The 21,446-nt window shown below is 71.1% G+C and carries 23 protein-coding genes; 12 read left to right on the top strand and 11 right to left on the bottom strand.

The window, feature by feature from the left end:
- Positions 1-122 precede the first annotated feature (122 nt).
- From IE124_RS21100 to IE124_RS21090, 3 genes are read left to right on the top strand one after another with little or no spacing between them, the layout of a single operon-like run.
- Positions 123-1,145, top strand: a complete 1,023-nt coding sequence (locus IE124_RS21100) for a carbohydrate ABC transporter permease (protein WP_189509447.1) — start codon at positions 123-125, stop codon at positions 1,143-1,145.
- Complete coding sequence (locus IE124_RS21095; protein ID WP_370468792.1) at positions 1,142-2,008, top strand: carbohydrate ABC transporter permease; 867 nt, start codon at positions 1,142-1,144, stop codon at positions 2,006-2,008. The genes IE124_RS21100 and IE124_RS21095 overlap by 4 nt, the downstream gene beginning before the upstream one ends.
- Positions 2,009-2,017: 9 nt before the next feature.
- Entirely contained in the window at positions 2,018-3,541 is a 1,524-nt protein-coding gene (locus IE124_RS21090; RefSeq protein WP_189509446.1) for a glycoside hydrolase family 3 protein, read from the top strand.
- Between the two features lie 105 nt (positions 3,542-3,646).
- On the opposite strand, the gene nagB is transcribed toward IE124_RS21090, so the two are convergent.
- Entirely contained in the window at positions 3,647-4,432 is a 786-nt protein-coding gene (gene nagB / locus IE124_RS21085) for a glucosamine-6-phosphate deaminase (protein ID WP_189509521.1), read from the bottom strand.
- Between the two features lie 187 nt (positions 4,433-4,619).
- Positions 4,620-5,381 carry an SDR family oxidoreductase gene (locus tag IE124_RS21080; RefSeq protein ID WP_189509445.1) on the bottom strand — a complete coding sequence of 254 codons (762 nt, stop codon included), beginning with the start codon at positions 5,379-5,381 and terminating at the stop codon, positions 4,620-4,622.
- A gap of 82 nt (positions 5,382-5,463) precedes the next feature.
- Here IE124_RS21080 and IE124_RS21075 point away from each other — a divergent pair, with 82 nt between their 5' ends.
- Together IE124_RS21075 and IE124_RS21070 are read left to right on the top strand one after the other, a co-directional pair.
- Positions 5,464-6,150: a TetR/AcrR family transcriptional regulator gene (locus IE124_RS21075; RefSeq protein WP_189509444.1), complete on the top strand. Its 687-nt coding sequence runs from the start codon at positions 5,464-5,466 to the stop codon at positions 6,148-6,150.
- Between the two features lie 293 nt (positions 6,151-6,443).
- Positions 6,444-7,910, top strand: coding sequence for a sensor histidine kinase (locus IE124_RS21070; protein WP_189509443.1), 1,467 nt, complete (start codon positions 6,444-6,446; stop codon positions 7,908-7,910).
- A 159-nt stretch (positions 7,911-8,069) separates the two neighbouring features.
- Here the strand turns inward: IE124_RS21070 and IE124_RS21065 are convergent, their stop codons facing one another.
- Together IE124_RS21065 and IE124_RS21060 are read right to left on the bottom strand one after the other, a co-directional pair.
- Positions 8,070-8,327: a WhiB family transcriptional regulator gene (locus IE124_RS21065; protein ID WP_003953983.1), complete on the bottom strand. Its 258-nt coding sequence runs from the start codon at positions 8,325-8,327 to the stop codon at positions 8,070-8,072.
- 318 nt (positions 8,328-8,645) lie between these two features.
- A complete protein-coding gene (locus tag IE124_RS21060; RefSeq protein WP_189509442.1) occupies positions 8,646-9,614 on the bottom strand; it encodes a diacylglycerol/lipid kinase family protein in 969 nt (322 codons plus the stop codon).
- A gap of 122 nt (positions 9,615-9,736) precedes the next feature.
- Here IE124_RS21060 and IE124_RS21055 point away from each other — a divergent pair, with 122 nt between their 5' ends.
- The gene (locus IE124_RS21055) at positions 9,737-10,162 is read left to right on the top strand and encodes a hypothetical protein (RefSeq protein WP_189509440.1); all 426 of its coding nucleotides are present in this window, start codon (positions 9,737-9,739) and stop codon (positions 10,160-10,162) included.
- A gap of 8 nt (positions 10,163-10,170) precedes the next feature.
- Here the strand turns inward: IE124_RS21055 and IE124_RS21050 are convergent, their stop codons facing one another.
- The 3 genes from IE124_RS21050 to IE124_RS21040 all read right to left on the bottom strand — a co-directional run bounded on the left by IE124_RS21050 (position 10,171) and on the right by IE124_RS21040 (position 12,294).
- Complete coding sequence (locus IE124_RS21050) at positions 10,171-11,310, bottom strand: RNA polymerase sigma factor SigF (RefSeq protein WP_229832646.1); 1,140 nt, start codon at positions 11,308-11,310, stop codon at positions 10,171-10,173.
- Positions 11,307-11,720: an ATP-binding protein gene (locus IE124_RS21045; protein ID WP_024761155.1), complete on the bottom strand. Its 414-nt coding sequence runs from the start codon at positions 11,718-11,720 to the stop codon at positions 11,307-11,309. Before IE124_RS21045 ends, IE124_RS21050 begins: the two co-directional genes overlap by 4 nt.
- Positions 11,721-12,033: 313 nt before the next feature.
- Positions 12,034-12,294, bottom strand: coding sequence for a UBP-type zinc finger domain-containing protein (locus tag IE124_RS21040; RefSeq protein WP_189509438.1), 261 nt, complete (start codon positions 12,292-12,294; stop codon positions 12,034-12,036).
- Between the two features lie 47 nt (positions 12,295-12,341).
- Between IE124_RS21040 and IE124_RS21035 the strand changes: the two genes are divergently transcribed.
- Positions 12,342-13,940 carry a Na+/H+ antiporter gene (locus IE124_RS21035; protein WP_189509437.1) on the top strand — a complete coding sequence of 533 codons (1,599 nt, stop codon included), beginning with the start codon at positions 12,342-12,344 and terminating at the stop codon, positions 13,938-13,940.
- 171 nt (positions 13,941-14,111) lie between these two features.
- Here IE124_RS21035 and IE124_RS21030 read toward each other — a convergent pair whose 3' ends face one another.
- Together IE124_RS21030 and IE124_RS21025 are read right to left on the bottom strand one after the other, a co-directional pair.
- The gene (locus IE124_RS21030; protein ID WP_189509435.1) at positions 14,112-15,047 is read right to left on the bottom strand and encodes a 1-aminocyclopropane-1-carboxylate deaminase/D-cysteine desulfhydrase; all 936 of its coding nucleotides are present in this window, start codon (positions 15,045-15,047) and stop codon (positions 14,112-14,114) included.
- A 49-nt stretch (positions 15,048-15,096) separates the two neighbouring features.
- Complete coding sequence (locus IE124_RS21025) at positions 15,097-15,687, bottom strand: N-acetylmuramoyl-L-alanine amidase (protein WP_189509432.1); 591 nt, start codon at positions 15,685-15,687, stop codon at positions 15,097-15,099.
- Between the two features lie 253 nt (positions 15,688-15,940).
- On the opposite strand from IE124_RS21025, the gene IE124_RS21020 reads away from it, so the two are divergent.
- Positions 15,941-17,353, top strand: coding sequence for a family 2B encapsulin nanocompartment shell protein (locus IE124_RS21020; RefSeq protein ID WP_189509430.1), 1,413 nt, complete (start codon positions 15,941-15,943; stop codon positions 17,351-17,353).
- Between the two features lie 73 nt (positions 17,354-17,426).
- Positions 17,427-18,491, top strand: a complete 1,065-nt coding sequence (locus IE124_RS21015) for a family 2 encapsulin nanocompartment cargo protein polyprenyl transferase (RefSeq protein WP_189509429.1) — start codon at positions 17,427-17,429, stop codon at positions 18,489-18,491.
- A gap of 43 nt (positions 18,492-18,534) precedes the next feature.
- Here the strand turns inward: IE124_RS21015 and IE124_RS21010 are convergent, their stop codons facing one another.
- Positions 18,535-19,110: a TetR/AcrR family transcriptional regulator gene (locus IE124_RS21010; protein ID WP_189509427.1), complete on the bottom strand. Its 576-nt coding sequence runs from the start codon at positions 19,108-19,110 to the stop codon at positions 18,535-18,537.
- A gap of 125 nt (positions 19,111-19,235) precedes the next feature.
- On the opposite strand from IE124_RS21010, the gene IE124_RS21005 reads away from it, so the two are divergent.
- Genes IE124_RS21005 through IE124_RS20995 form a run of 3 tightly spaced genes read left to right on the top strand, consistent with a single transcriptional unit; the run spans position 19,236 to position 20,598 of the window.
- A complete protein-coding gene (locus IE124_RS21005; protein WP_189509425.1) occupies positions 19,236-19,817 on the top strand; it encodes a dihydrofolate reductase family protein in 582 nt (193 codons plus the stop codon).
- A 43-nt stretch (positions 19,818-19,860) separates the two neighbouring features.
- Entirely contained in the window at positions 19,861-20,136 is a 276-nt protein-coding gene (locus IE124_RS21000) for a hypothetical protein (RefSeq protein WP_189509423.1), read from the top strand.
- A 42-nt stretch (positions 20,137-20,178) separates the two neighbouring features.
- Positions 20,179-20,598 (top strand): DUF6304 family protein, encoded by a 420-nt coding sequence (locus IE124_RS20995; protein WP_189509421.1) that lies wholly within the window; start codon positions 20,179-20,181, stop codon positions 20,596-20,598.
- A gap of 101 nt (positions 20,599-20,699) precedes the next feature.
- Here the strand turns inward: IE124_RS20995 and snpA are convergent, their stop codons facing one another.
- Positions 20,700-21,365: a snapalysin gene (gene snpA / locus IE124_RS20990; RefSeq protein WP_189509419.1), complete on the bottom strand. Its 666-nt coding sequence runs from the start codon at positions 21,363-21,365 to the stop codon at positions 20,700-20,702.
- Positions 21,366-21,446 lie beyond the last annotated feature (81 nt).

Genomic DNA, 21,446 nt, shown 5'->3' with positions numbered 1-21,446 from the left:
CGCACCACCGGCGCTTGCAGTGACGCTTTGCAGTGATGCATCGCATGCAGTGATCAGCGGCCCGCTCCCCCGGGCCGCGCCCCGGTGGGCGCGGGAGCCCCAGAACCGCGAGGAATAAGACCATGACCGTGGACTCCCAGGGGACGGCCAGCGCCGCTCCTCAGGACGCGCCCGGGAGGGCGGCAGGGAAGTCTCAGACTCCGCCATCCCCTTCCGGCTCGAACGAAGTCCTTCAGCCCTCGCGCGGCAGACGCTCGCTGCCGAGCGGGCTGCTGCCCTATCTGCTCGTCGCGCCCGCCCTGCTGTCCATGGCGGTGCTCCTGCTCTACCCGCTGATCCGCAATGTGATGCTCTCCTTCCAGCAGCTCAACCGGAAGGAATTCATCACCCGCGAGACGGTCTGGATCGGCTTCGACAACTACACGGACCTGCTGAGCGACTCGCAGTTCTGGACGGTCGTCGTCCGAAGCATCGTCTTCACCGCCGTCAACGTCGCCCTGATCATGGCCATCGGCACGGGCGTCGGCCTGCTGCTGAACCGCCTCGGCAAGAAGATGCGCCTGGTCCTCTCGCTGTCCCTGATGCTCGCCTGGGCCATGCCGATCATCGCCTCCGTCACCGTCTTCCGCTGGCTCTTCGACGAGCAGTTCGGTGTCGTCAACTGGCTGATGCGCACGCTCGGCTTCTCGGGCTACGAGCAGCACAACTGGTTCGAGACGGGCTTCTCCACCCTCGTCATCATCCTGATCCTGCTGGTCTGGGGCTCCGTCCCCTTCGTCGCCCTCAACATGTACGCCGCCCTGACCACGGTCGGGACCGAGCTGTACGAGGCCGCCAAGATGGACGGCGCGAGCGGCTGGCGCACCTTCTGGTCCGTGGTCTTCCCGAACCTCAAGTCCTTCTTCATGATCACGACGTTCCTGGAGATCATCTGGATCTTCAAGGCGTTCGCCCAGGTCTACGCCATGAACCAGGGCGGTCCCGACCGAGGCTCCGAGACGCTCCCCGTCTTCGCCTACATCGAGGGCGTCGGTCAGTTCCACTACGGCGTCGCCGCCGCCATCTCCGTCCTGACGATCGTGATGCTCATCGCGGTCATGTCCTTCTACTTCCGCCTGATCCTGAAGCAGGAGGAGGAGCTGTGAGCACCACCACTGAGACTCCGCAGAAGCTGCGCACCAGGAAGCCGCTGACGGCCGGCGTCATCGCCAAGAACCTCACCGCCCTCGTCCTCGCCGTGGTGTTCGTCTTCCCCGTCTACTGGATGTTCTCGTCCTCGCTGAAGCCGCAGCACGAGATCATGACGAAGGACCCCGTCTTCGTCTTCACGCCGACGTTCGACAACTACACGACCGCGACGGGCGTCGACCTGTTCTGGACGTACGTCCAGAACAGCCTCTTCGTCACCCTCGGCGCCGTGCTCCTCGCCCTCCTCGTGGCCCTGGCCGCGAGCTTCGCGATCGCCCGCATGAAGTTCAAGGGCCGCAAGGGCATCGTCCTCGTCGTGATGCTGGCCCAGATGGCGCCCTGGGAGGTCATGGTCATCGCGATGTACATGATCTCCCGTGAGAACGACATGCTGAACAGCATCCCGATGCTCACGCTGATCTACTTCGTGATGGTCCTCCCCTTCACCATCTGGACCCTGCGCGGCTTCATCGCCGCCGTCCCGGTGGAGCTGGAGGAGGCCGCCCAGATCGACGGCTGCACCCGCGGCCAGGCCTTCCGCAAGGTGATCTTCCCGCTGCTCGCCCCCGGCCTCATGTCGACCTCGCTCTTCGGCTTCATCACCGCCTGGAACGAGTTCGCCATGGTCCTCATGCTGAACAAGGACCGGGAATCCCAGACCCTGACGCGCTGGCTCACCGAGTTCCAGACCGCGTTCGGCAGCGACTGGGGCGCCACCATGGCCGCCTCCACGCTCTTCGCCCTCCCCGTGCTCATCGTGTTCCTCTTCCTCCAGCGCAAGGCCGTCGGCGGCATGACCGCCGGCGCGGTGAAGGGATAACGGCTCCCCATGACCACTCTCGTACACGCCTCGGACACGCTGACCCGTGACGCGCTCACGGTGCTCCAGCCCGGCTTCGTCGGCACCACCGCCCCCGACTGGCTGCGCCGCCACATCGGCGAGGGCCTGTCCTCGGTCGGCCTCTTCGGCCGCAACATCGTCAGCCCCGAACAGCTCGCCGCGCTCACCGCGCAGCTGCGCGCCGAGCGGGACGACGTGCTCGTCGCCATCGACGAGGAGGGCGGGGACGTCACCCGCCTGGAGGTCAAGCAGGGCTCGTCCTTCCCCGGCAGCTACGCCCTGGGCAGCGTCGACGACGTCGAGCTCACCCGGGCCGTCGCCCGCGAGCTCGGCCGCCGCCTCGCCCAGTGCGGTGTCGACCTCAACTGGGCGCCCTCGGCGGACGTCAACTCCAACGCCGAGAACCCGGTCATCGGCGTCCGGTCCTTCGGGCCGGACCCGGACCTGGTCGCCCGGCACACCGTGGCGTACGTCGACGGCCTCCAGGGCGTCGGGGTCGCGGCCTGCACGAAGCACTTCCCGGGACACGGCGACACCAACGTCGACTCGCACGACGCGCTGCCCCGGATCGATGTGGACCTCGCCACACTGCACGCCCGTGAGCTGGTACCTTTCCGCGCCGCCATCGCCGCGGGTACCAAAGCGGTCATGAGCGCGCATATTCTTCTCTCCGCGCTCGACCCGCACCGTCCGGCCACCCTGAGCCCGCAGATCCTCACCGGTCTGCTGCGTCAGGAGCTGGGCTTCGAGGGGCTGATCGTCACCGACGGCATGGAGATGCAGGCCGTCGCGGCGACGTACGGCATCGAGCGCGGATCCGTCCTCGCGATCGCCGCGGGCGCCGACGCCATCTGTGTCGGCGGCGGGCTGTGCGACGAGGACACCGTACTGCGACTGCGCGACGCGCTGGTCGACGCGGTACGGACCGGTGAACTGCCCGAGGAACGGCTGGCCGACGCCGCGGCGCGCGTGCGCGCCCTGGCGGCCTGGACCCAGTCGCACCGGGCCAGGGGGGCTGAGTCGGTGTCGGGCGCGGCAGTGCAGGAGGGGACCGCGCCCGGCGCCGACATCGGACTCGTCGCCGCCCGTCGGGCCCTGAAGGTGACCCGCGGGGAGCAGCCGTACACCCCGGTGAGCAGCGCTCCCTACGTGGCCTCCTTCACCCCGGTCGCGAACTTCGCGGTCGGTGACGAGACGCCCTGGGGCATCGCGGCGGAGCTGGAGCGCCTGCTGCCCGGCACGGAGACCGGCTCGTACGCCGAGGCCTCCGTGGACGCGATCCTCGGTGCCGCGGGGGAGCGCCGGATCGTCGCGGTCGTCCGTGACGCCCACCGCCACCCGTGGATGACCGAGGCCCTGGACGGCCTTCTCGCGGCCCGTCCCGACACCGTCGTCGTCGAGATGGGCCTCAACGAGGCGGAGCCCCGCGGGGCCCTGCACATCGCCACGCACGGCGCGGCCCGCGTCTGCGGCCGCGCGGCCGCCGAGGCCGTGGTCGGCACCGGCGCCTGAGCGCCACCCGCACGCGTCTGTACGCGAAGGGGCCCGGCACCTGATCCAGGTGCCGGGCCTTCGTCGTGCCCCTGGGAGTATCGGGACCCTTCTGGATGCCTGCTTCTAGATGCCCTGCCAGGCGGGCTTGTTCGCGAAGGTGTGGCGGAAGTAGTCCGCGAGCTTCAGCTTGGAGGCCGCGGCCTCGTCCACGACGATCGTGGCGTGCGGGTGCAGCTGGAGCGCGGAGGCCGGCACGAGCGCGGCGACCGGGCCCTCGACGGTCTGCGCCACGGCCTCGGCCTTGCCCTCGCCGGTGGCGAGCAGCACCAGGTGACGGGCCTCCAGGATGGTGCCGATGCCCTGGGTGATGACGTGGTGCGGCACCTGCTCGATGTCGTCGTCGAAGAAGCGGGCGTTGTCCACGCGGGTCTGCTCGGTGAGCGTCTTGATCCGCGTGCGCGAGGCGAGCGAGGAGCACGGCTCGTTGAAGCCGATGTGCCCGTCGGTGCCGATGCCCAGGATCTGCAGGTCCACGCCGCCGGCCTCGGCCAGCGCCTTGTCGTACGCCTCGCACGCCGCCTGGACGTCCTCGGCGGAGCCGTCGGGGCCCATGAAGGCCTCCTGGGAGAGCCCGAGCGGCTCGACGACCTGGCGGAGCACGGTGGAGCGGTACGACTCGGGGTGCCCGGCCGGCAGTCCCACGTACTCGTCGAGCTGGGCGATCCGGGCCCGGGAGGCGTCCACGGAGCCGGCCGCGACCTGGGCGGTCAGGGCGTCGTAGATGGGGATCGGAGTCGAACCCGTGGCCACGCCGAGCAGCGCGTCGGGCTTGCGGCGCAGGAGGCCGGCGATGCCGTCCGCGATGAGCTCGCCGCCCGCCTTGGCGTCCTTGACGATGACAACTTCCACGCTGTGCCTGCCGATCTGGTGGAGGGGCTGGGGAGGGGTCATGTGGTATAGACCAATCAAAGCCAAATCTAGCAGAGGGAAGGCCGTCTCCTCATGCCGTTCCGACGTGCGGACGGCGCCGCCACCATCGTCTGCCGCCCCCGTCCCTCCAGCCACTTGAACCCCACTGGCGCCCTCCTGGGCCGGCTCAGGTCAGCGAGCCGCCCGTGGCGTCCATCCAGTGGCCCGTCACCCAGCGCCCGTCCTCGGAGGCCAGGAAGGCCACCACGTCGGCTATGTCCGCCGGGGTGCCGACCCTGCCGAGCGCCGACAGCCCGGCCGCCCCCGCCCAGGCCTGCTCGTCGCCCCGCAGCCAGTCGGCGTTGATGTCCGTGTCCACGACCCCCGGCGCCACCGAGTTGACCGTGATCCCGCGCGGCCCGAGGACCTTCGACAGGTCCCGGGTGAACACGTCGAGCGCGGCCTTCGACATCGAGTACGCGATCAGGTCCGGCATGACCGCCGTCTTCGTCAGGCCGGTCGAGACGTTGATGATCCGGCCGCCGTCCCGGATCCGCTCGGCGCCCAGCTGAGCGAGGAAGAACGGCGCTTTGGCGTTGATCCCGAAGATCCGGTCGTACTCCTCCTCGCCGAGCGTCGCGAACGGCGTCGTCGCCGTGATCCCCGCGTTGTTCACCAGGATGTCCAGCCCGCCGTCGCCGCCGACGGCCGCGTCGAACGCCTCCCACAGGGCGGCCGCGTCCCCCGGAACCCCCAGCTCCTGGCCGATCGCGAAGGCCTCGCCGCCCGCGGACTCGATCGCCGCGACCGTCTCCTTCGCCGCCGTCTCGTTGCTCCCGTAGTGCACCGCGACCCGCGCGCCCTCGCGGCCGAGCCGCTCCGCGACCCCGCGTCCGATGCCCCGGCTGCCGCCCGTGACCAGTGCCGTCTTGCCTGCGAGCACGCCCATGGCGACGCCCCCTGTTTGTGTAGTGGTCGTTACGAAAAGACCGTACCCCAGTTTTGCTAGCGCGCGCTATAGAATTCACTCCATGGTGACGAGACAGCGCGGCCGCCCCCGCTCCTTCGACCGGCTCACGGCCCTGGAGCAGGCCACGATGGCCTTCTGGGAGCACGGCTACGAGACGACCTCCGTCGCCGACCTCACCCGCGTCATGGGCATCAGCGCGCCCAGCCTCTACTCGGCCTTCGGCGACAAGCGGACGCTCTTCGAGGAGGTCGTCGAGACGTACGCCGGCTCGTACGGGTCGTACGGCAACCGCGCCTTCACCGAGGAGCCGACGGCCCGCGCCGCCATCGGACGCCTCCTGCGCGAGTCGGCGGAGCTCTACACGGAGCCGGGTCATCCGCGCGGCTGCCTGATGATCTCCGCCGCGGTCAACTGCTCGACCCCCGAGGTCGAGGAGGCCCTGCGGGCGCGCCGGGAGGCCAACCTCACCTCCTTCGAGGACCGGATCCGCCGGGGCATCGAGGCGGGGGAGCTCCCGCCCGGCACCGACGCCCGCGCACTCGCCCGCTTCAGCGGCGCCGTGCTCCAGGGCATGTCCCAGCAGGCCCGCGACGGGGCGACGCGCGAGGATCTCGCGGCGGTGGCGGAGTGGGCGATGAGCTCCTGGCCGGCGGCGACCCCGGGGCAGGACGCGGCGGAGGCTCCGGAGCGAGCCCACGCGCAGGCCCGGGAAAAGGCCCCGGAAACACCCGCGGGCCGCGGCGCCTGACGGGACCCTCAACCCGTCCGGCACCGCAGCCCGGAGTTGCTCGGCCGGGGGTGTGCGGTCCCTCGGCCGTGTGGGAGGTCTCGACGCAGTCAGGGCAGAGAGCGTCGGGTACCTCGTTCCACCCTCCTGTGCGGGGAGGATGGAGGCTTGTTGCATTCATTGTGGACTAGACCATTCTTGTCTGTCCATCCACAGGAACGCGGCTGTTCCCGGCCCATCCTCCAACACGGACGCCCGGAGATCCAGGTTCACCGCCCCTGCAATTCCGCAGGTACCCTCGCACCGTGCCCTCCATGAACGACCTCGTGCGCCAGCACACCGCCCTGAGCGACTCCGACCTCGAGTGGCTCCACCTGCTGGTGTCGGAGTGGCAGCTGCTCTCCGACCTCTCCTTCGCCGACCTCGTCCTGTGGGTTCCGACCCTCGACGGCACGCGATACGTCTCCGTCGCGCAGATGCGGCCCAACACCGGCCCCACCTCCTACCAGGACGACATGGTCGGCCACCTGGTGCCGCGCGGCCGCCGCCCCCTGCTCGACGCCGCCCTCGACGAGGGCCGGATCGTCCGCGAGGGTGACCCCGAGTGGCGGGAGGAGGTCCCGGTGCGGGTCGAGTCCATCCCGGTACGCCGCGAGGGCCGGGTCCTCGGCGTCATCGCCCGCAACACCAACCTGCTCACCGTCCGCACGCCCTCCCGGCTGGAGCTCACCTACCTCCAGTCAGCCTCCGACCTCGCCCAGATGATCGCCGCCGGATCGTTTCCCTTCCCCGGCGAGCAGGTCGACATGGACTCCTCGCCCCGGGCCGGCGACGGCCTCGTCCGCCTGGACGCGGACGGCATCGTCCAGTACGCCTCGCCCAACGCCCTCTCCGCGTACCACCGGCTCGGGCTCGCCGCCGACCTCGTCGGCCAGCACCTCGGCCAGATCACCGCGGAGTTCGCCCCCTCCCGCGGCCCGGTGGACGAGGCCCTGGTCAAGCTGGCCTCCGGCTACGCGCCGCGCGAGTTCGAGGTCGAGGGCAACGGCGGAGTGATCCAGCTGCGGGCGATCCCGCTCAAGCCCAAGGGCACCCGGATCGGTTCGCTCGTCCTCCTCCGTGACGTCACCGAACTGCGCCGCCGCGAGCGCGAGTTGATCACCAAGGACGCCACCATCCGGGAGATCCACCACCGGGTGAAGAACAACCTCCAGACGGTGGCCGCCCTGTTGCGCCTCCAGGCCCGGCGGATGGACTCCGACCAGGGCCGCGAGGCGCTCAACGAGGCCGTGCGGCGCGTCGGTTCGATCGCGATCGTCCATGAGACGCTGTCCCAGAACCTGGACGAGCGCGTCGAGTTCGACGAGATCGCCGACCGGGTCATCGCGATGGTCGCCGAGATCTCCCCGGGCAAGGTCACCTGCCGACGCAACGGCCGCTTCGGCATTCTCGACGCCGAGGTCGCGACCCCGCTCTCCATGGTCCTCACGGAGATCCTCCAGAACGCCCTGGAACACGCCTTCGCGCAGGGTGAGCAGGGCACGGTCGAGGTCACCGCCGTGCGCGGCGAGCCCCGCGTCGACGCCCGCCTCCTGATCACGGTCCAGGACGACGGCCGCGGACTGCCCGAGGGCTTCGATCCGCAGCGGGCCGGCAACCTCGGTCTCCAGATCGTACGGACGCTGGTGGAGGGGGAGTTGGGCGGAACGTTCGACATGGTCCCCGGTGCCGAGCGCGGCACGAAGGTGATCCTCGACATCCCCGTACAGCCGCAGAAGTGATTCCGGGCGAGGGGCTCTCCTGACATACAGCAGCGAGCCCCGGACCGAGAAGAACGGTCCGGGGCTCGAATGCTGTGGGTTACTGCTGCGCGCTGCGACTCGAGGGCGGTGATTGCATACGCGATGTATGCGCCGCTGGCCTCAGGCTTCGGTGGGGCGTCAGGCGCTGGCGTTACGCGCCCGGTTGCGAGCGGCACGGCGCTTCATCGCGCGGCGCTCGTCCTCGCTGAGGCCACCCCAGACGCCGGAGTCCTGGCCGGACTCGAGCGCCCACTGCAGGCACTGCTCCATGACGGGGCAGCGGCGGCAGACGGCCTTGGCTTCCTCGATCTGCAGCAGCGCAGGACCGGTGTTGCCGATGGGGAAGAAAAGCTCCGGGTCTTCCTCACGACAAACGGCGTTGTGACGCCAGTCCATGGCTGCTACCTCTCTCAGTGTTACGTGCGAGTTGCTTGTGAATGTGAACGCTTTCACGAATCCCCCCGCAAGGGAAGGGCCGACTGCCAGGTGAACTGGTGTGGTCCGTGTGCTTGGGGAGGGGTTCTGACTCTCAGTGGAGGCCGGTCTTGCGGGCCGTCCCGATCGCCAAGAAGAGACTCCCAAACCCCAGCAACGGATACAACCCCTTCCGGAAAGTTTTTTTTGATTCCTCGGTGTCGGCTAGGTCACAGCCGTACTTCTAAGGGGTGGATGCGCGCCTAAACGTTCGAGTGAAAGGACTTTGGGCCCTTCCACTCACACAATCACACGCAGTGCACGGCGTACGCCTGTGAACGTCACGCTCGTACGCAGTCCCAGGTGGTCTCCGTCCATCTGCAGGGGGAGGGGGACCTTCGAATGCAAGGTGAAGTCGGTCAGGTCGTGCAGAGTCACAGCGTGCTTGCCCCGCGGGCCCCGCTCGGGGGTCGAGGTGAGCAGCTGAGTGGCGTAACGGGCCACGGCCGGGGTGGAGAGACGGCTCAGTCCGAGCACGTCGAGAGCGGTCTCGAAGGACGCCTCCGGGGACGCGTACACCGGGCGATTGCCCAGGTAGGTCCAGGGGGAGGTGTTGCAGATTATGGAGAGGACGAGGTCCTCGACCGGCTCGGCGCCGGGGCGCTCCAGGGTGATCGTGCCGTGCCGCCGGTGCGGCTCGTCCAGGAACTGGCGGAACACCTGGCGGAGATAGAGGGCGTGCGTGGACCGCTTTCCGCGTTCCCTCTGCTGTTCGACCCGGCCGATGACACTCGCGTCGAATCCGAGGCCGGCGCAGAAGGTGAACCAGCGCGAGGGCACCGCCTCGTCCTCGGTGCCCGGCGTCCCGGCCGCCAGCCCGAGGCTCACTGTGCGTGCTCGCCGTTCACGCAAAGCGTCGAGCAGGGCGCCGGTCGCCTCCACGGCGTCGTTCGGCAGTCCGAGGGCCCGGGCGAAGACATTGGTCGAGCCGCCGGGGACGACCGCGAGGCCCGGAAGCCGGTCCGGGTCGGGCCCGCCGTGCAGCAGTCCGTTGACGACCTCGTTGACCGTGCCGTCCCCGCCGAGGGCCACGACGAGGTCGATGTTGCCCGAGTCGGCGGCCCGCCGTCCCAGGTCGCGCGCGTGCCCGCGGTACTCGGTGGTGACCGCCTCCAGCTTCATCTCGCTCGCCAGGGCGTGGATGAGCACATCGCGGGTGCGGGCACTGGTGGTGGTGGCTGCCGGATTGACCACGAGAAGTGCGCGCATGAGCGCCAGGGTACCTACCCGGCGGTACCGGGCCCAGTCCAGGCCCACCCGTCGGACACCCCGCGGGGGCTCCGGACGGGGACCCCGGCCGGCTTCCGGGCGGCCCGGTTACCCTGCCCTGTATGAGCAGCAGCAGTACGGAGCAGACCTCCCGCCCCAACCGTCTCGCCGCAGCGGCGGCCGTGACCGGCATCGAGGCCCTCGGGCTCCTCGCCGGCGGCGTGTACATGCTGGTGAAGGCCCTGACGGACGGGACCGGCGACCTCACCGGAGCCGTGACCGGCGCGGTGACGCTCGTCGCACTCGGTCTGATCCCGCTCGCCGCCGCCCGCGGCCTGTGGCTGCGCCGCTCCTGGAGCCGGGGCCCGGCCGTCATCACCCAGATCCTGGCCCTGCCGGTCGCCTGGCAGATGCTCCAGGCGAACAGCGCGATGATCCCGGCCGGCATCGTCCTCGGCGTCCTCGCCGTCAGCGGGCTCGTCCTCCTGGTGAACCCGGCCACGACCGAGGCGCTCGGCATCCGGCGCCCCGGTCAGGACACTCCGTAACGGTCCTCCTACTCCTCCACGAGGAGCTTCTCCCGCAGCTGCGCCAGGGTCCGGGCCAGCAGCCGGGAGACGTGCATCTGAGAGATGCCGACCTCCTGCGCGATCTGCGACTGGGTCATGTTCCCGAAGAAGCGCAGCAGCAGGATCCGCTTCTCCCGGGGCGGCAGGTCCTCCAGGAGTGGCTTGAGCGACTCGCGGTACTCGACCCCCTCCAGGGCCTCGTCCTCCGCGCCCAGCGTGTCCGCCACGGCCGGCGACTCGTCGTCCGTGTCCGGGACGTCCAGGGAGAGTGTCGAGTAGGCGTTCGCCGACTCCAGCCCCTCCAGGACCTCCTCCTCCGAGATCCCGAGCCGCTCGGCGAGCTCGTGCACGGTCGGAGAGCGGCCGTGCTGCTGGGAGAGCTCCGCCGTCGCCGTGGTCAGCGAGAGCCGCAGCTCCTGCAGACGGCGCGGCACGCGGACCGCCCACCCCTTGTCGCGGAAGTGGCGCTTGATCTCGCCGACGACCGTCGGGGTCGCGTACGTCGAGAACTCGACCCCGCGCTCCGGGTCGAACCGGTCCACCGACTTGATCAGGCCGATCGTCGCCACCTGTGTCAGGTCGTCCAGCGGCTCGCCGCGGTTGCGGAAGCGCCGGGCCAGGTGCTCCACCAGCGGGAGGTGCATCCGGACCAGGCGGTTGCGCAGCTCCGCCTTCTCCGGGGAGCCCTCCGGCAGCCCGCGCAGCTCGACGAAGAGGGCGCGGGCGCCGCTCCGGTCGGTCGGGGCGGGGACGGCGGGAGTCTCCTCCGGGGCCTCGCCGGCCTCGGGAGCCTCCGCGGCTCCATCGGCCCGCTCGGCCTCGGCCGCCTTCACGTCGGCCGCCGTCGTCTCGGCCACCTTCGTATCGGCAGCCGTCGTCTCGGCCACCTTCGTGTCGGCCGCCGTCGTCTCGGCCGTCTTCATGTCGTCTTCGGTGCTCGGCATGCCCGAAGGGGCTCCGGAGGCCTCGGAGCCGTCGGAGACCCCGGCGACCCTCGGGAGGCCGGGTGTCTCGGGAACCTGGTGGTGCTGCTCGTGCTCGCTCATCTGGTCCGCCTGCTCCGTAGCGACCTCATGCGGCCGCGCCTGCTGCTCAGGGATGCCGGCCGTCGCGTCCCCGCTCCTCACGCCGGGCCTGGCCCCGCGCCGCGCTGTTTGTACAGGCTGATCGAGACCGTACGGTCATCGGCCACCGACGACTCCACCTTCCCGGCCAGTGCCGACAGCACCGTCCAGGCGAAGGTGTCCCGCTCCGGCGCCCGACCGTCGGTCGTCGGAGCGGAGACCGTCACGTCCAGCGAGTCGTCGACCAGCCGGAAGACACAGCTGAGGACGGACCCCGGCACGGCCTGCTGGAGCAGGATCGCGCAGGCCTCGTCGACGGCGATCCGCAAGTCCTCGATCTCGTCGAGGGTGAAGTCCAAGCGCGCCGCGAGGCCGGCCGTGGCCGTCCGCAGCACGGACAGATAGGCACCCGCAGCGGGCAGCCGGACTTCCACGAAGTCCTGGGTCCCGGGCTCGCCTGTGATCTGGGACACCCTCACCTCCAAGGTGGCACAAGCTCATTCGGGGTCCGGGGGGAGAGGCCCCGGACCGGGCGGTGCGCAGGGGGCTGCGCAGTCCGCCGTGACGCTATCGCGATCCGTCCCGCCGTGTCGCCGTGAGCCCCCCGGCCCCCCGATCACGCTCGTCACCCATGGTAGGCCCATGGGTGCGGACGGTGGGTAGAGGTGTGCGGGGGGCGAAATCGAGCGACGGGCGGAGGGATGACGTACCCAACCGCGAGGCGGTCGAACCTCCCGCGGGCGACCGGGCCGCCGGACGCTCGGACGCCGTCGCGGCGACCGGCCGTCAGACGATCGAACCGTCCACGAAGCACCAGCGCCAGGCCTCGCCCGGCTCGAACGTCCGCATCACAGGGTGCCCCGTGGAGGAGAAGTGCCCCGTCGCGTGCCGCCCCGCCGACGAATCGCAGCAGCCGACGTGCCCGCAGCTCAGACAGATCCTCAGCTGCACCGGGTGCGTCCCGTCCGCCAGGCACTCCGGGCAGGTGTCGGCCAGCGGCGCCGGTTCGGGGCGCGGCATTTCGGCAACGTGCGGGCACTCGCTCATGATGGCCAGGTTACGTTGCGGCACAGGACAGGGACGGGCACACGGGCATGGACGCACTGCAGCTGGTGGCGCTGGTGGCGGCGAGCGCCGCGATCGCGGGTTTCGCGCGCAGGACCCCGGTGCCTGCCCCGCTGCTCCTGGTCGCCGTCGGCCTCGCCGCCTCGTACGTACCGGGGATCCCGGACTACACGCTCGACCCGCACATCGTGCTGCCCCTGATCCTGCCCCCGCTCCTCTACACCGCGGCCGTCGAATCCTCCTACCTCGACCTGCGGGCCAACATCCGCCCCGTCGCCCTGCTCTCCGTCGGCTACGTCCTCTTCGCCACCGTGGCCGTGGGCTGGCTCGCGTACGTCCTCGTCCCCGACCTGCCGCTCACGGCCGCGCTCGTGCTCGGCGCGGTGATCGCCCCGCCGGACGCGGTCGCCGCCACGGCCATCGCCCGCAAGCTCGGCCTGCCCCACCGGATCACCACGATCCTCCAGGGCGAGTCACTGGTGAACGACGCCACCGCCATCACCGCCTACAAGGTCGCCCTCGCGGCGGCCGTCGGCGAGGGCGTCAGCTGGGCCGGCGGGATGTGGGAGTTCGGGCTCGCGGCCATCGGCGGGATCGGCGTCGGCCTGCTCCTCATGGTCCCCATCCACTGGCTGCGCCGGAGCCTCGGCGACTCCCTCCTCCAGAACACCCTCTCCCTCCTCATCCCCTTCGTCGCCTACGCGGCGGCCGAGGAGGTCCACGCCTCCGGTGTCCTCGCCGTCGTCGTGGTCGGTCTCTTCCTCGGCCACCGCGCCTGGCAGGTCGACTTCGCGACCCGGCTCCAGGAGGAGGCCGTCTGGAAGATGGTCGCCTTCGTCCTGGAGTCCGCCGTCTTCGCCCTGATCGGCCTCCAGCTGCCGTACGTCGTCGAGGGCCTCGGCCAGTACGGCATCGGAGAGGCGATCTGGTACGCGGTCGGGGTCTTCGTGGCCGTCGTCGTCGTGCGGTTCGTCTGGGTCTACCCGGCGACCTTCCTGCCCCGATGGCTCTCCACGCGTGTGCGCGAGCGCGAGCCGGGAGTGGACTGGAGAGCCCCGCTCGTCGTCGGCTGGGCCGGCATGCGCGGGGTCGTCTCCCTCGCCATCGCCTTCTCCATCCCCGTCGTCACGGACGGCGTGGAGTTCCCCGCCCGCAACCTGGTCCTCTTCCTCACCTTCACCACCGTCATCGGCACGCTCGTGGTGCAGGGCCTCACCCTTCCCCCGCTCATCCGGTTCCTGAAGCTCCCCGGCCGCGACCGGTACGCCGAGACCCTCGCCGAGGCGCAGGCCCAGAGCGAAGCCTCCCGGGCCGCCGAGGAACGCCTCGACGCACTCCTCGCCGACGAGCGCAACGCCCTGCCCCAGCCCCTCGCCGACCGGCTGCGCACCGTCCTGGAACGGCGCCGGAACTCCGTGTGGGAGCGGCTCGGGGCGGTCAACGAGGCCACCGGAGAGACGGCGGACGACACGTACCGGCGGCTCTCGCGCGAGATGATCGAGGCCGAGCGCGAGGTCTTCGTGCAGCTGCGCGACGCGCGCCGGATCGACGACGAGATGATGCGTACGCTGCTCCGCCGCCTCGACCTGGAGGAGGCCGCCGCGTACCGCGATGAGGCGGCGGACTAGGGGGTGTCGTCACATTCCCGTCTGCCCCGCGGCGTCTGGCACGCACTCTCGCCGCACCGGGAGAAAGCCCACGTACGTCCAGTACGTGGGCTTCCACCCGGCACGCCGAGAGCACGCACCAGACGCCGCGGGGCCGCCCTTCGGGCGACGACGGGAATGTGACGACACCCCCTAGGGCCTGTCCGTCGGCTCAGGGGCGCCCGTCACCACCGCCGCGAGCCGGGTACCCGCCGGGAACGCGCCCTCCTCCGCGAGGGTCACGAGACCGTGGAGCATTTTGGCGACATACAGCCGCTCGATGGCGAGTCCGTGCCGCGCCTCGAAGTCCTGTGCGAACGCCTCCAGGACCGGTCCCGTTCGGGCGTAACCGCCGCAGTGGAAGCGCTCGTCGAGGGCCCACTCGCCGCGCGCCCCGCCGAACGCCGCCTCCTGGAGGGCGCGGACCTCCGTACCCAGGAAGCCGCCCTTGAGGACCGGGATCCCCAGCGCCCGTCCCCCACCTTCGGCGGGAGGCGCCCCCGGCCCGGGGGCCAGCCCGGCCGCGAGGCCCGCGAGGGTGCCGCCCGTGCCGCAGGCGACGGCCACCACGTCCGCGGCCCCCGCGAGCTCGCGGCCGAGCTCCACGCACCCGCGCACGGCGAGCGCGTTGCTGCCGCCCTCGGGGACCACGTACGTCTCCGCCGGGGCCCGCTCCAGGAGCGCGGCGAGCGTGGCGGGTTCACCCTTCGCGCGGTACGTGGCCCGGTCGACGAACTCCAGCCGCATCCCGTCCGCCGCGCACCGCGCGAGGGACGGGTTGAGCGGCCGTCCGGCCAGCTCGTCGCCGCGGACCACACCGATCGTGGGGAAGCCGAGGAGCCGGCCGGCGGCGGCCGTGGCGCGCAGGTGGTTCGAGTACGCGCCGCCGAAGGTGAGCACGGGACGGCCGTTCGCCGCCTCCAGGTTGAGCGCGAGCTTGCGCCACTTGTTGCCCGGCAGGTCGGGGTGGATCAGGTCGTCGCGCTTGAGCATCAGCGTGAGACCGCGCCGGGCGAAGCGCTCGTCCTCCACCGGCTCCAAGGGGGAGGGGAGCCGGGGCCGCAGGGGGGAGAGGTCGAACGCGTTCACCCGGCCATTGTCCAGGCCGGCCGGTACGGACGAACGGTCGCCCGACCGGTCAGCGGAGCAGGTCCGCGACCCGCTCGCGCATCGAGGCCATCGTGAAGCCGCGCGGGTCCACCTTCCCCGGCTGCCACTCCCGGTGCCCGATGACCGAGCGCTGGGTCCAGCCGTGCGCCCGGCACACGGCGGCCGCTGCCTTCGCGATGGCCTCCAGCTGGACCTTCGGCCACGGGTCCACGCCGTCGCCGAGGTTCTCGCACTCGAAGCCGTAGAAGTGCCGGTTGCCGTCCGTCGTGGCCTCGTCATCCGGTGGCAGGCGCTTCTCGGCGACGACCGCCCTGAGCACCTCGTCGTCGCCGAGGCCCGCGTGGTTGGTGCGGCCGTAGCCGACGAGGTGGACCGTTCCGTCCTTGGCGATCACGCCGTGACAGAGCGGCCCGGGCAGTGACGCGTGGCCGTCCCGGCAGAGCCGGACGGTGCTCGCGGTGCCCTTGGTCACGGTGTGATGGATCATCACGCCGTGCACCGGGCCCCAGGGGCCCTTGTGGTTGCGGTTGTGGGTGGACCAGTCGCCGACCTGGACGACCACGAGGCCCTCGTCGCGCAGCGCGTCGAGGAACCTGCTCGCGGACAGGGGTGAGGCCATGACCGACTCCCTTCGGGGGACGGGGTGAAGTTCCGGAGTACCGGAGTCCGCCGCTCCGCGGCCATCCGTTCGGGTGGTGTGCGAGCCGATCCGGACACGGCGGCCGGCGGCCCGCGCTGCGCTGCTGTTCGGGGGAAAACGCGTGACATGCCCCGAAGATCGTCGAACAGTCCCACTCGAATGTGTAATGGCGCGGACACGTTCCGTGCTGAAAGGCTTTCCCTCGCAACTCACGCATACGAGAGGGAGTTCCATGTCCGTTGGTTCGGTTGGCGACGAGGTCCGTACGGACCAGGCACCGCAGCAGAGTCTCGGTACCGCCGCCGCGCGGAACCTCGCCACGACCACCAAGTCCGCGCCGCAGATGCAGGAGATCACCTCCCGGTGGCTGCTGCGGATGATGCCGTGGGTGCAGGTGCAGGGCGGTACGTACCGGGTGAACCGCAGGCTCAGCTACTCCGTGGGCGACGGCCGCGTCACCTTCGTCCAGACGGGGCAGAACGTCCAGGTCATCCCCGCCGAGCTCGGCGAACTCCCCGCACTGCGTGGTTACGAGGACGAGGGCGCCCTGGCCGAGCTCGCGTCCCGCTGTACGCAGCGGGAGTACGCGGCGGGCGAGATCATCGCGGCCGTCGACTCGGCCAACGACCGCGTGCACCTCCTCGCGCACGGCCGCATCGAGCAGGTCGGTGAGGGACCCTACGGGGACGAGGCCGTCCTCGGCGTCCTCGCCGACGGCGCCTACCTCGGCGAGTCCGCGCTGGTCAGCGCCGACGCCGTCTGGGGCTGGACGGCCCGCGCCGCCACCGCCTGCACGGTCCTGGAGCTCACCCGGGCCGACGTGCTGAACCTCGCGGACCGGGCGCCCTCGCTCGCCGCCCACCTGGAGGCCGTCGCCGCGCTGCCCGACCAGCGCACCAACACCTACGGCGAGGCCGCGATCGACCTCTCCGCCGGCCACATCGGCGAGGCGGTCATCCCGCACACGTACGTCGACTACGACCTCGCGCCCCGCGAGTACGAGCTGAGCGTCGCCCAGACCGTGCTGAAGGTCCACAGCCGCGTCGCAGACCTCTACAACCAGCCGATGAACCAGACCGAGCAGCAGTTGCGGCTGACGGTCGAGGCGCTCCGCGAGCGCCAGGAGCACGAGCTCATCAACAACAAGCAGTTCGGCCTTCTCGCCAACTGCGACTACGGCCAGCGGCTCCAGCCCCACGACGGCGCCCCCAGCCCCGACGACATGGACGAACTGCTCTCCCGCCGCCGGGGCTCGAAGCTCTTCCTGGCCCACCCGCGCGCCATCGCCGCCTTCGGCCGCGAGCTGAACAAGCGCGGCCTCGTGCCCGAGACGATCGAGGTCAACGGCAACCGCATCCCGACCTGGCGCGGTGTGCCGATCTTCCCGTGCAACAAGATCCCGGTCTCGGACGCCCGGACCACCTCGATCATCTGCATGCGTACGGGCGAGGCCGACCAGGGTGTGATCGGTCTGCACCAGACCGGCCTCCCCGACGAGATCGAGCCCAGCCTCTCGGTCCGCTTCATGGGCATCGACGAGCAGGCGATCATCTCCTACCTCGTCACGGCCTACTACTCGGCCGCCATCCTCGTCCCGGACGCGCTCGGCGTCCTGGAGAACGTCGAGGTCAGCCGCTGGCGCTGAGCCGGTGACGCCCGGGGGCGGGGACCGAACCTCCCGCCCCCGGGCCTTCCCCAGCGCTCGCGCCGCGAAGGACATGAAGGAAGTGACCGTGACCACGACCAGCGCGGAAGCCGTCGCCGACGGTCAGGGGGCCGTGATGCTCCTGGACCAGACACGGGCGGCCGTCCATCCCCAGCTCCGATCCACCGTCGAGTCCCTGCCGGGCTCCATACGCCGGGTGGCGATGTACCACTTCGGCTGGGAGCACGCCGACGGAACCCCGGCCGCCGGACAGGCGGGCAAGGCGATCCGGCCCGCGCTGGTCCTCGCCGCGGCCCGCGCCCTCGGCGCCGAGTCCGCCCAGGCCGTGAGGGCGGCGGCGGCCGTCGAACTCGCGCACAACTTCACGCTGCTCCACGACGACATCGTGGACGAGGACCCGACCCGGCGGCACCGGCCCACCGCCTGGACCGTCTTCGGCATCCCGGACGCCCTCATCGCCGGTGACGCGATGAACGCCCTCGCTCTGCGCCTGCTCGCCGAGGACCCGCATCCCGCCTCGCCCGCCGCTGCCGCGCGCCTCGCCGCCTGCGTCATCGAACTCTGCGCGGGCCAGCAGGCCGACTGCGCCTTCGAGCAGCGCGGACCCCGTGACGTCTCGCTCGACGAGTGCCTGGCGATGGCCACCGCCAAGACCGGGGCCCTGCTCGGCGCCTCCTGCGCCATCGGCGCGCTCTACGCGGGCGCGGGCGAGGAGCAGGTCGCGGCGATGGACGCCTTCGGCCGGGAGGCCGGACTCGCGTTCCAGCTGATCGACGACCTCATCGGGATCTGGGGCGACCCGGACCGCACGGGCAAGCCGGCCGGTGCCGACCTCGTCGCCCACAAGAAGTCGCTGCCCGTGGTGGCGGCGCTCGCCTCGGGGACCCCGGCAGGCGACGAACTGGCCGAGCTCTACTCCCGTCCGGCCCTCGACGCGGCGGCCGTACGGGCGGCGGCGGACGCGGTCGAGCGGGCCGGCGGCCGGGACTGGGCGCAGGCCCAGGCGGCCGAGCGCATGGGCCGCGCCGTCGAGTACCTGGCCGAGGCCGTCCCGGACCTGGCGGCGGCGGGGGATCTGCTCGCCCTCGCGGAGTTCGTCACCCGGCGTACGCGCTGAGGCGTCCGCCGAGGCTTTCCGGGGGCCCGGTCACTCCCCGTGGTCACTCCGCCGGGACGATCCGGTTGACCACGGTCTCGACCAGGTCGTCCAGGTCCCGCTCGCCGTGGAGGCCGGGCACGGTGAAGTGGTCGAGCAGCAGCCCGGTGAGGGCGAAGTAGAGAACCCGGACCGTGTCCGCGTCCCCGGGCATCCCCGAGCCGACGTGCAGTCGGATGTTCAGGTCGAGGTCCTCCCGGAGGACCTGGGTGAAGCGGGCCTGGAGCTCGGGGCGGCGCGCGGCCTCCAGCCGCAGTTCGAAGAGGCCCAGGTAGCAGGTGCGCTCGGCGGCCATGCGCCGGGCGACCCAGCGCATCAGCTCGACGACGAGGGCGCGGCTGGGCTCCGGGAGCAGGGCCTCGTCGATGGCGCCGGGCTCGGGGGTCAGCCGGACGAAGATCCGGTCGGCGACCTCGGAGAGCACCTGGTCCCGGTCGCTGAAGTAGTTGGACGAGGTGCCCGTGGGAACCCCCGCCCGGGCGTCGACGGCGCGGAAGGTCAGCCCGCGGGCGCCCTCCTCGGCCAGCACCTCGATCGCCGCGTCGAGGAGGGCCGTGCGGCGCTCCGGGTTTCTCGCCATGTCGTGCTCCTTCGGATCTCTGGTGAAGCCTCTCGAAAATAGGCCTTGCGTAACCACTACAGGTGAAGCACTATAGCTGTCGTGGTTGCGATCGCAGCCGCGCTCCGAAGTGGAAGAGGACCGGTTTGCGCAAGCTCACGTACTTCATCGCCTGCACCATCGACGGCTTCATCGGTGACCCCAAGGGCGATGCCACCTCCATGTACGCGTTCGTGGACGCGGAGTTCCTGGAGTTCCTGACCGGCGAGTACCCCGAGACCATCTCGGCCCAGGGTCGGGAGGCGCTCGGGATCGACGCCGAGAACAAGCGGTTCGACACCGTCGTCCAGGGCAGGGGCTCGTACCAGCTTGCCCTGGACATCGCCGTCACGAGCCCGTACGGCCACCTGCGGGAGATCGTCGCCAGCCGCTCGCTGGCCGAGTCGCCCGACGCCAACGTCGAGCTGATCGCCGACGACCTCGTCGGTCGCGTCCGCGAGCTCAAGTCCGAGGACAGCCCGCTGGACATCTGGCTCTGCGGCGGCTCGGCCGTCGCCGGCGAGCTCATCGACGAGATCGACGAGCTGGTCATCAAGACGTATCCGCAGGTCTACGGCTCCGGCATGCCCATGTTCGGCGCCGGCTTCGAGCCCCGCGACTTCGAGCTGAAGGACCTGCGCGTCTTCGGCAACGGCGCGTTCGTCCGTACGTACACCAGGAAGCGGTGACGGCGGGGAAGCGGGTCCGTGCGAGGCGTCCTACCCTGGAAACATGGGTGACGAGGTGCCTCGCACGACGCGGGATCCCCTGGCCGAGCCCAAGTGCCCGGCCTGCGGTCGACCGCGCGACAAGCTGGCCACCCGGCACAAGGTTCTCGGGGCCTGGGTGCCGGAGTGGGAGGTGCAGCCGTGCCGCAACCCGGACTGCTCGCAGTACGAGGGCGCGGAGGCGCGCGCCGACGGGGGTCCGGCCCCCGGTGCGGAAGCCACTGGCACGCAGGTGACCGGCAAGAACGGCGAGATCGGGAGAAGTCCGGCCACCGGGTGACCGGCCGCGCGGCGGAGCCGGTCATACCGCTACAGTCCGCGCATGTCATCGGAGTCGACAGAAGTCTGGACCGGCTGGTACCGGGACCGCAGCGGCGCGGAAGCGATCGTCATCACGGCCACCGGGCGGCACGTCGCCACCCGGATCAGGGGGGTCGAGTACACGGGCGCGACCTTCGCCGCGCTCAGCGCCGCCGAGAGCGGCGGGCAGGCCCTCGGCGGGTGCGTCCTGGAGTGGGACCTGCCGCTCCCCGTCGTCCTGGACGGCGTGACCCAGCAGGCCACGCTGAGCTGTCTGCTGACGCTCGGTGAGCGCTCGGACCTCAGTCTGACGCTCCACTACGGTGGCGCCGCCTTCGAATCGTGCGTCGCCGGAGGTGACTTCGACGGGGCGCTCGACCGGGTCCGGCGCCAGCTGCCGCCCGGTGCCGACTTCGGTCGCCGCCTGCTGCAGACGGCCTGACGCCCCGGGTTCCGAACCCCACCCGCACGCCGGACGGCGGCGCCCCCACACGGGGCGCCGCCGTCCTCTTCGTACGGATGCCTCCCGGGGAGACGGGTGGCTCAGGAGGCCTTGAACGCGGTGGCGAGCCCGTTCCGCCACAGCTGGTCGACGCGGGAGCGCTCCTGGGAGTTCGGCGTGGCGTTCTGGCAGGACGTGCCGGGGCCGCCGCCCGACATCAGCTCGCTGCACGGACCGCTGTAGTGGTCCGGCAGGCCGAGGACGTGCCCGGTCTCGTGGGCGGTCACGCGGGTGGAGTTGTACTGCTGGTTCTGGCGGTAGTCGAGGAAGATGTACCCGCTGCCGTGGCCGTCGGTGCTCGCGTACGAGCCGCGCGAGTCGTTGCCCTCGTAGTACCGGAAGTCGGGGTTGCCGCCCTCGACGAGCCGGACGTTCACCACCGAGCTGTTCCATATCTGGGTGGAGCGGGCGATCTGCGTGCGGAAGCTCGGTGCGTTGGAGGCGCTGTAGACGACGGTGACGGCGGCGGCGCCCGGGTTGGCGGCCCGCTTCTTCGCCACCGACTTCACGACGGCCTCGAAGAACGCCTTGTTGGCCTTCGCCTCCTCGGACGAACCGGCGTACGCGGCGTATGCGGCGCCGGCGGCGGGGGCCGAGGCCGGGGCGGCCGACGGAACGGCAGCGGCCGGAGCCGTACCGAGCGAGGCGGCGAGGCCGAGTCCGAGGGCGGCGGTCAGTACGGAGTTGAGGACCTTGGGGTGACGCATGGGGGGCTCCTCCTGTAGGGGGTTGGAGCGAGTCTCGGGGAAGCCGGGGCGCGTGGGGATGATGTCAACTGGTGATAGCCC

This window comes from Streptomyces narbonensis (genome assembly GCF_014649015.1).
In the GTDB taxonomy this organism is placed as follows: domain Bacteria; phylum Actinomycetota; class Actinomycetes; order Streptomycetales; family Streptomycetaceae; genus Streptomyces; species Streptomyces narbonensis.
The sequence above is the reverse complement of the archived record's forward strand: the minus strand, read 5'-3'. Positions and strand labels throughout refer to the sequence as shown.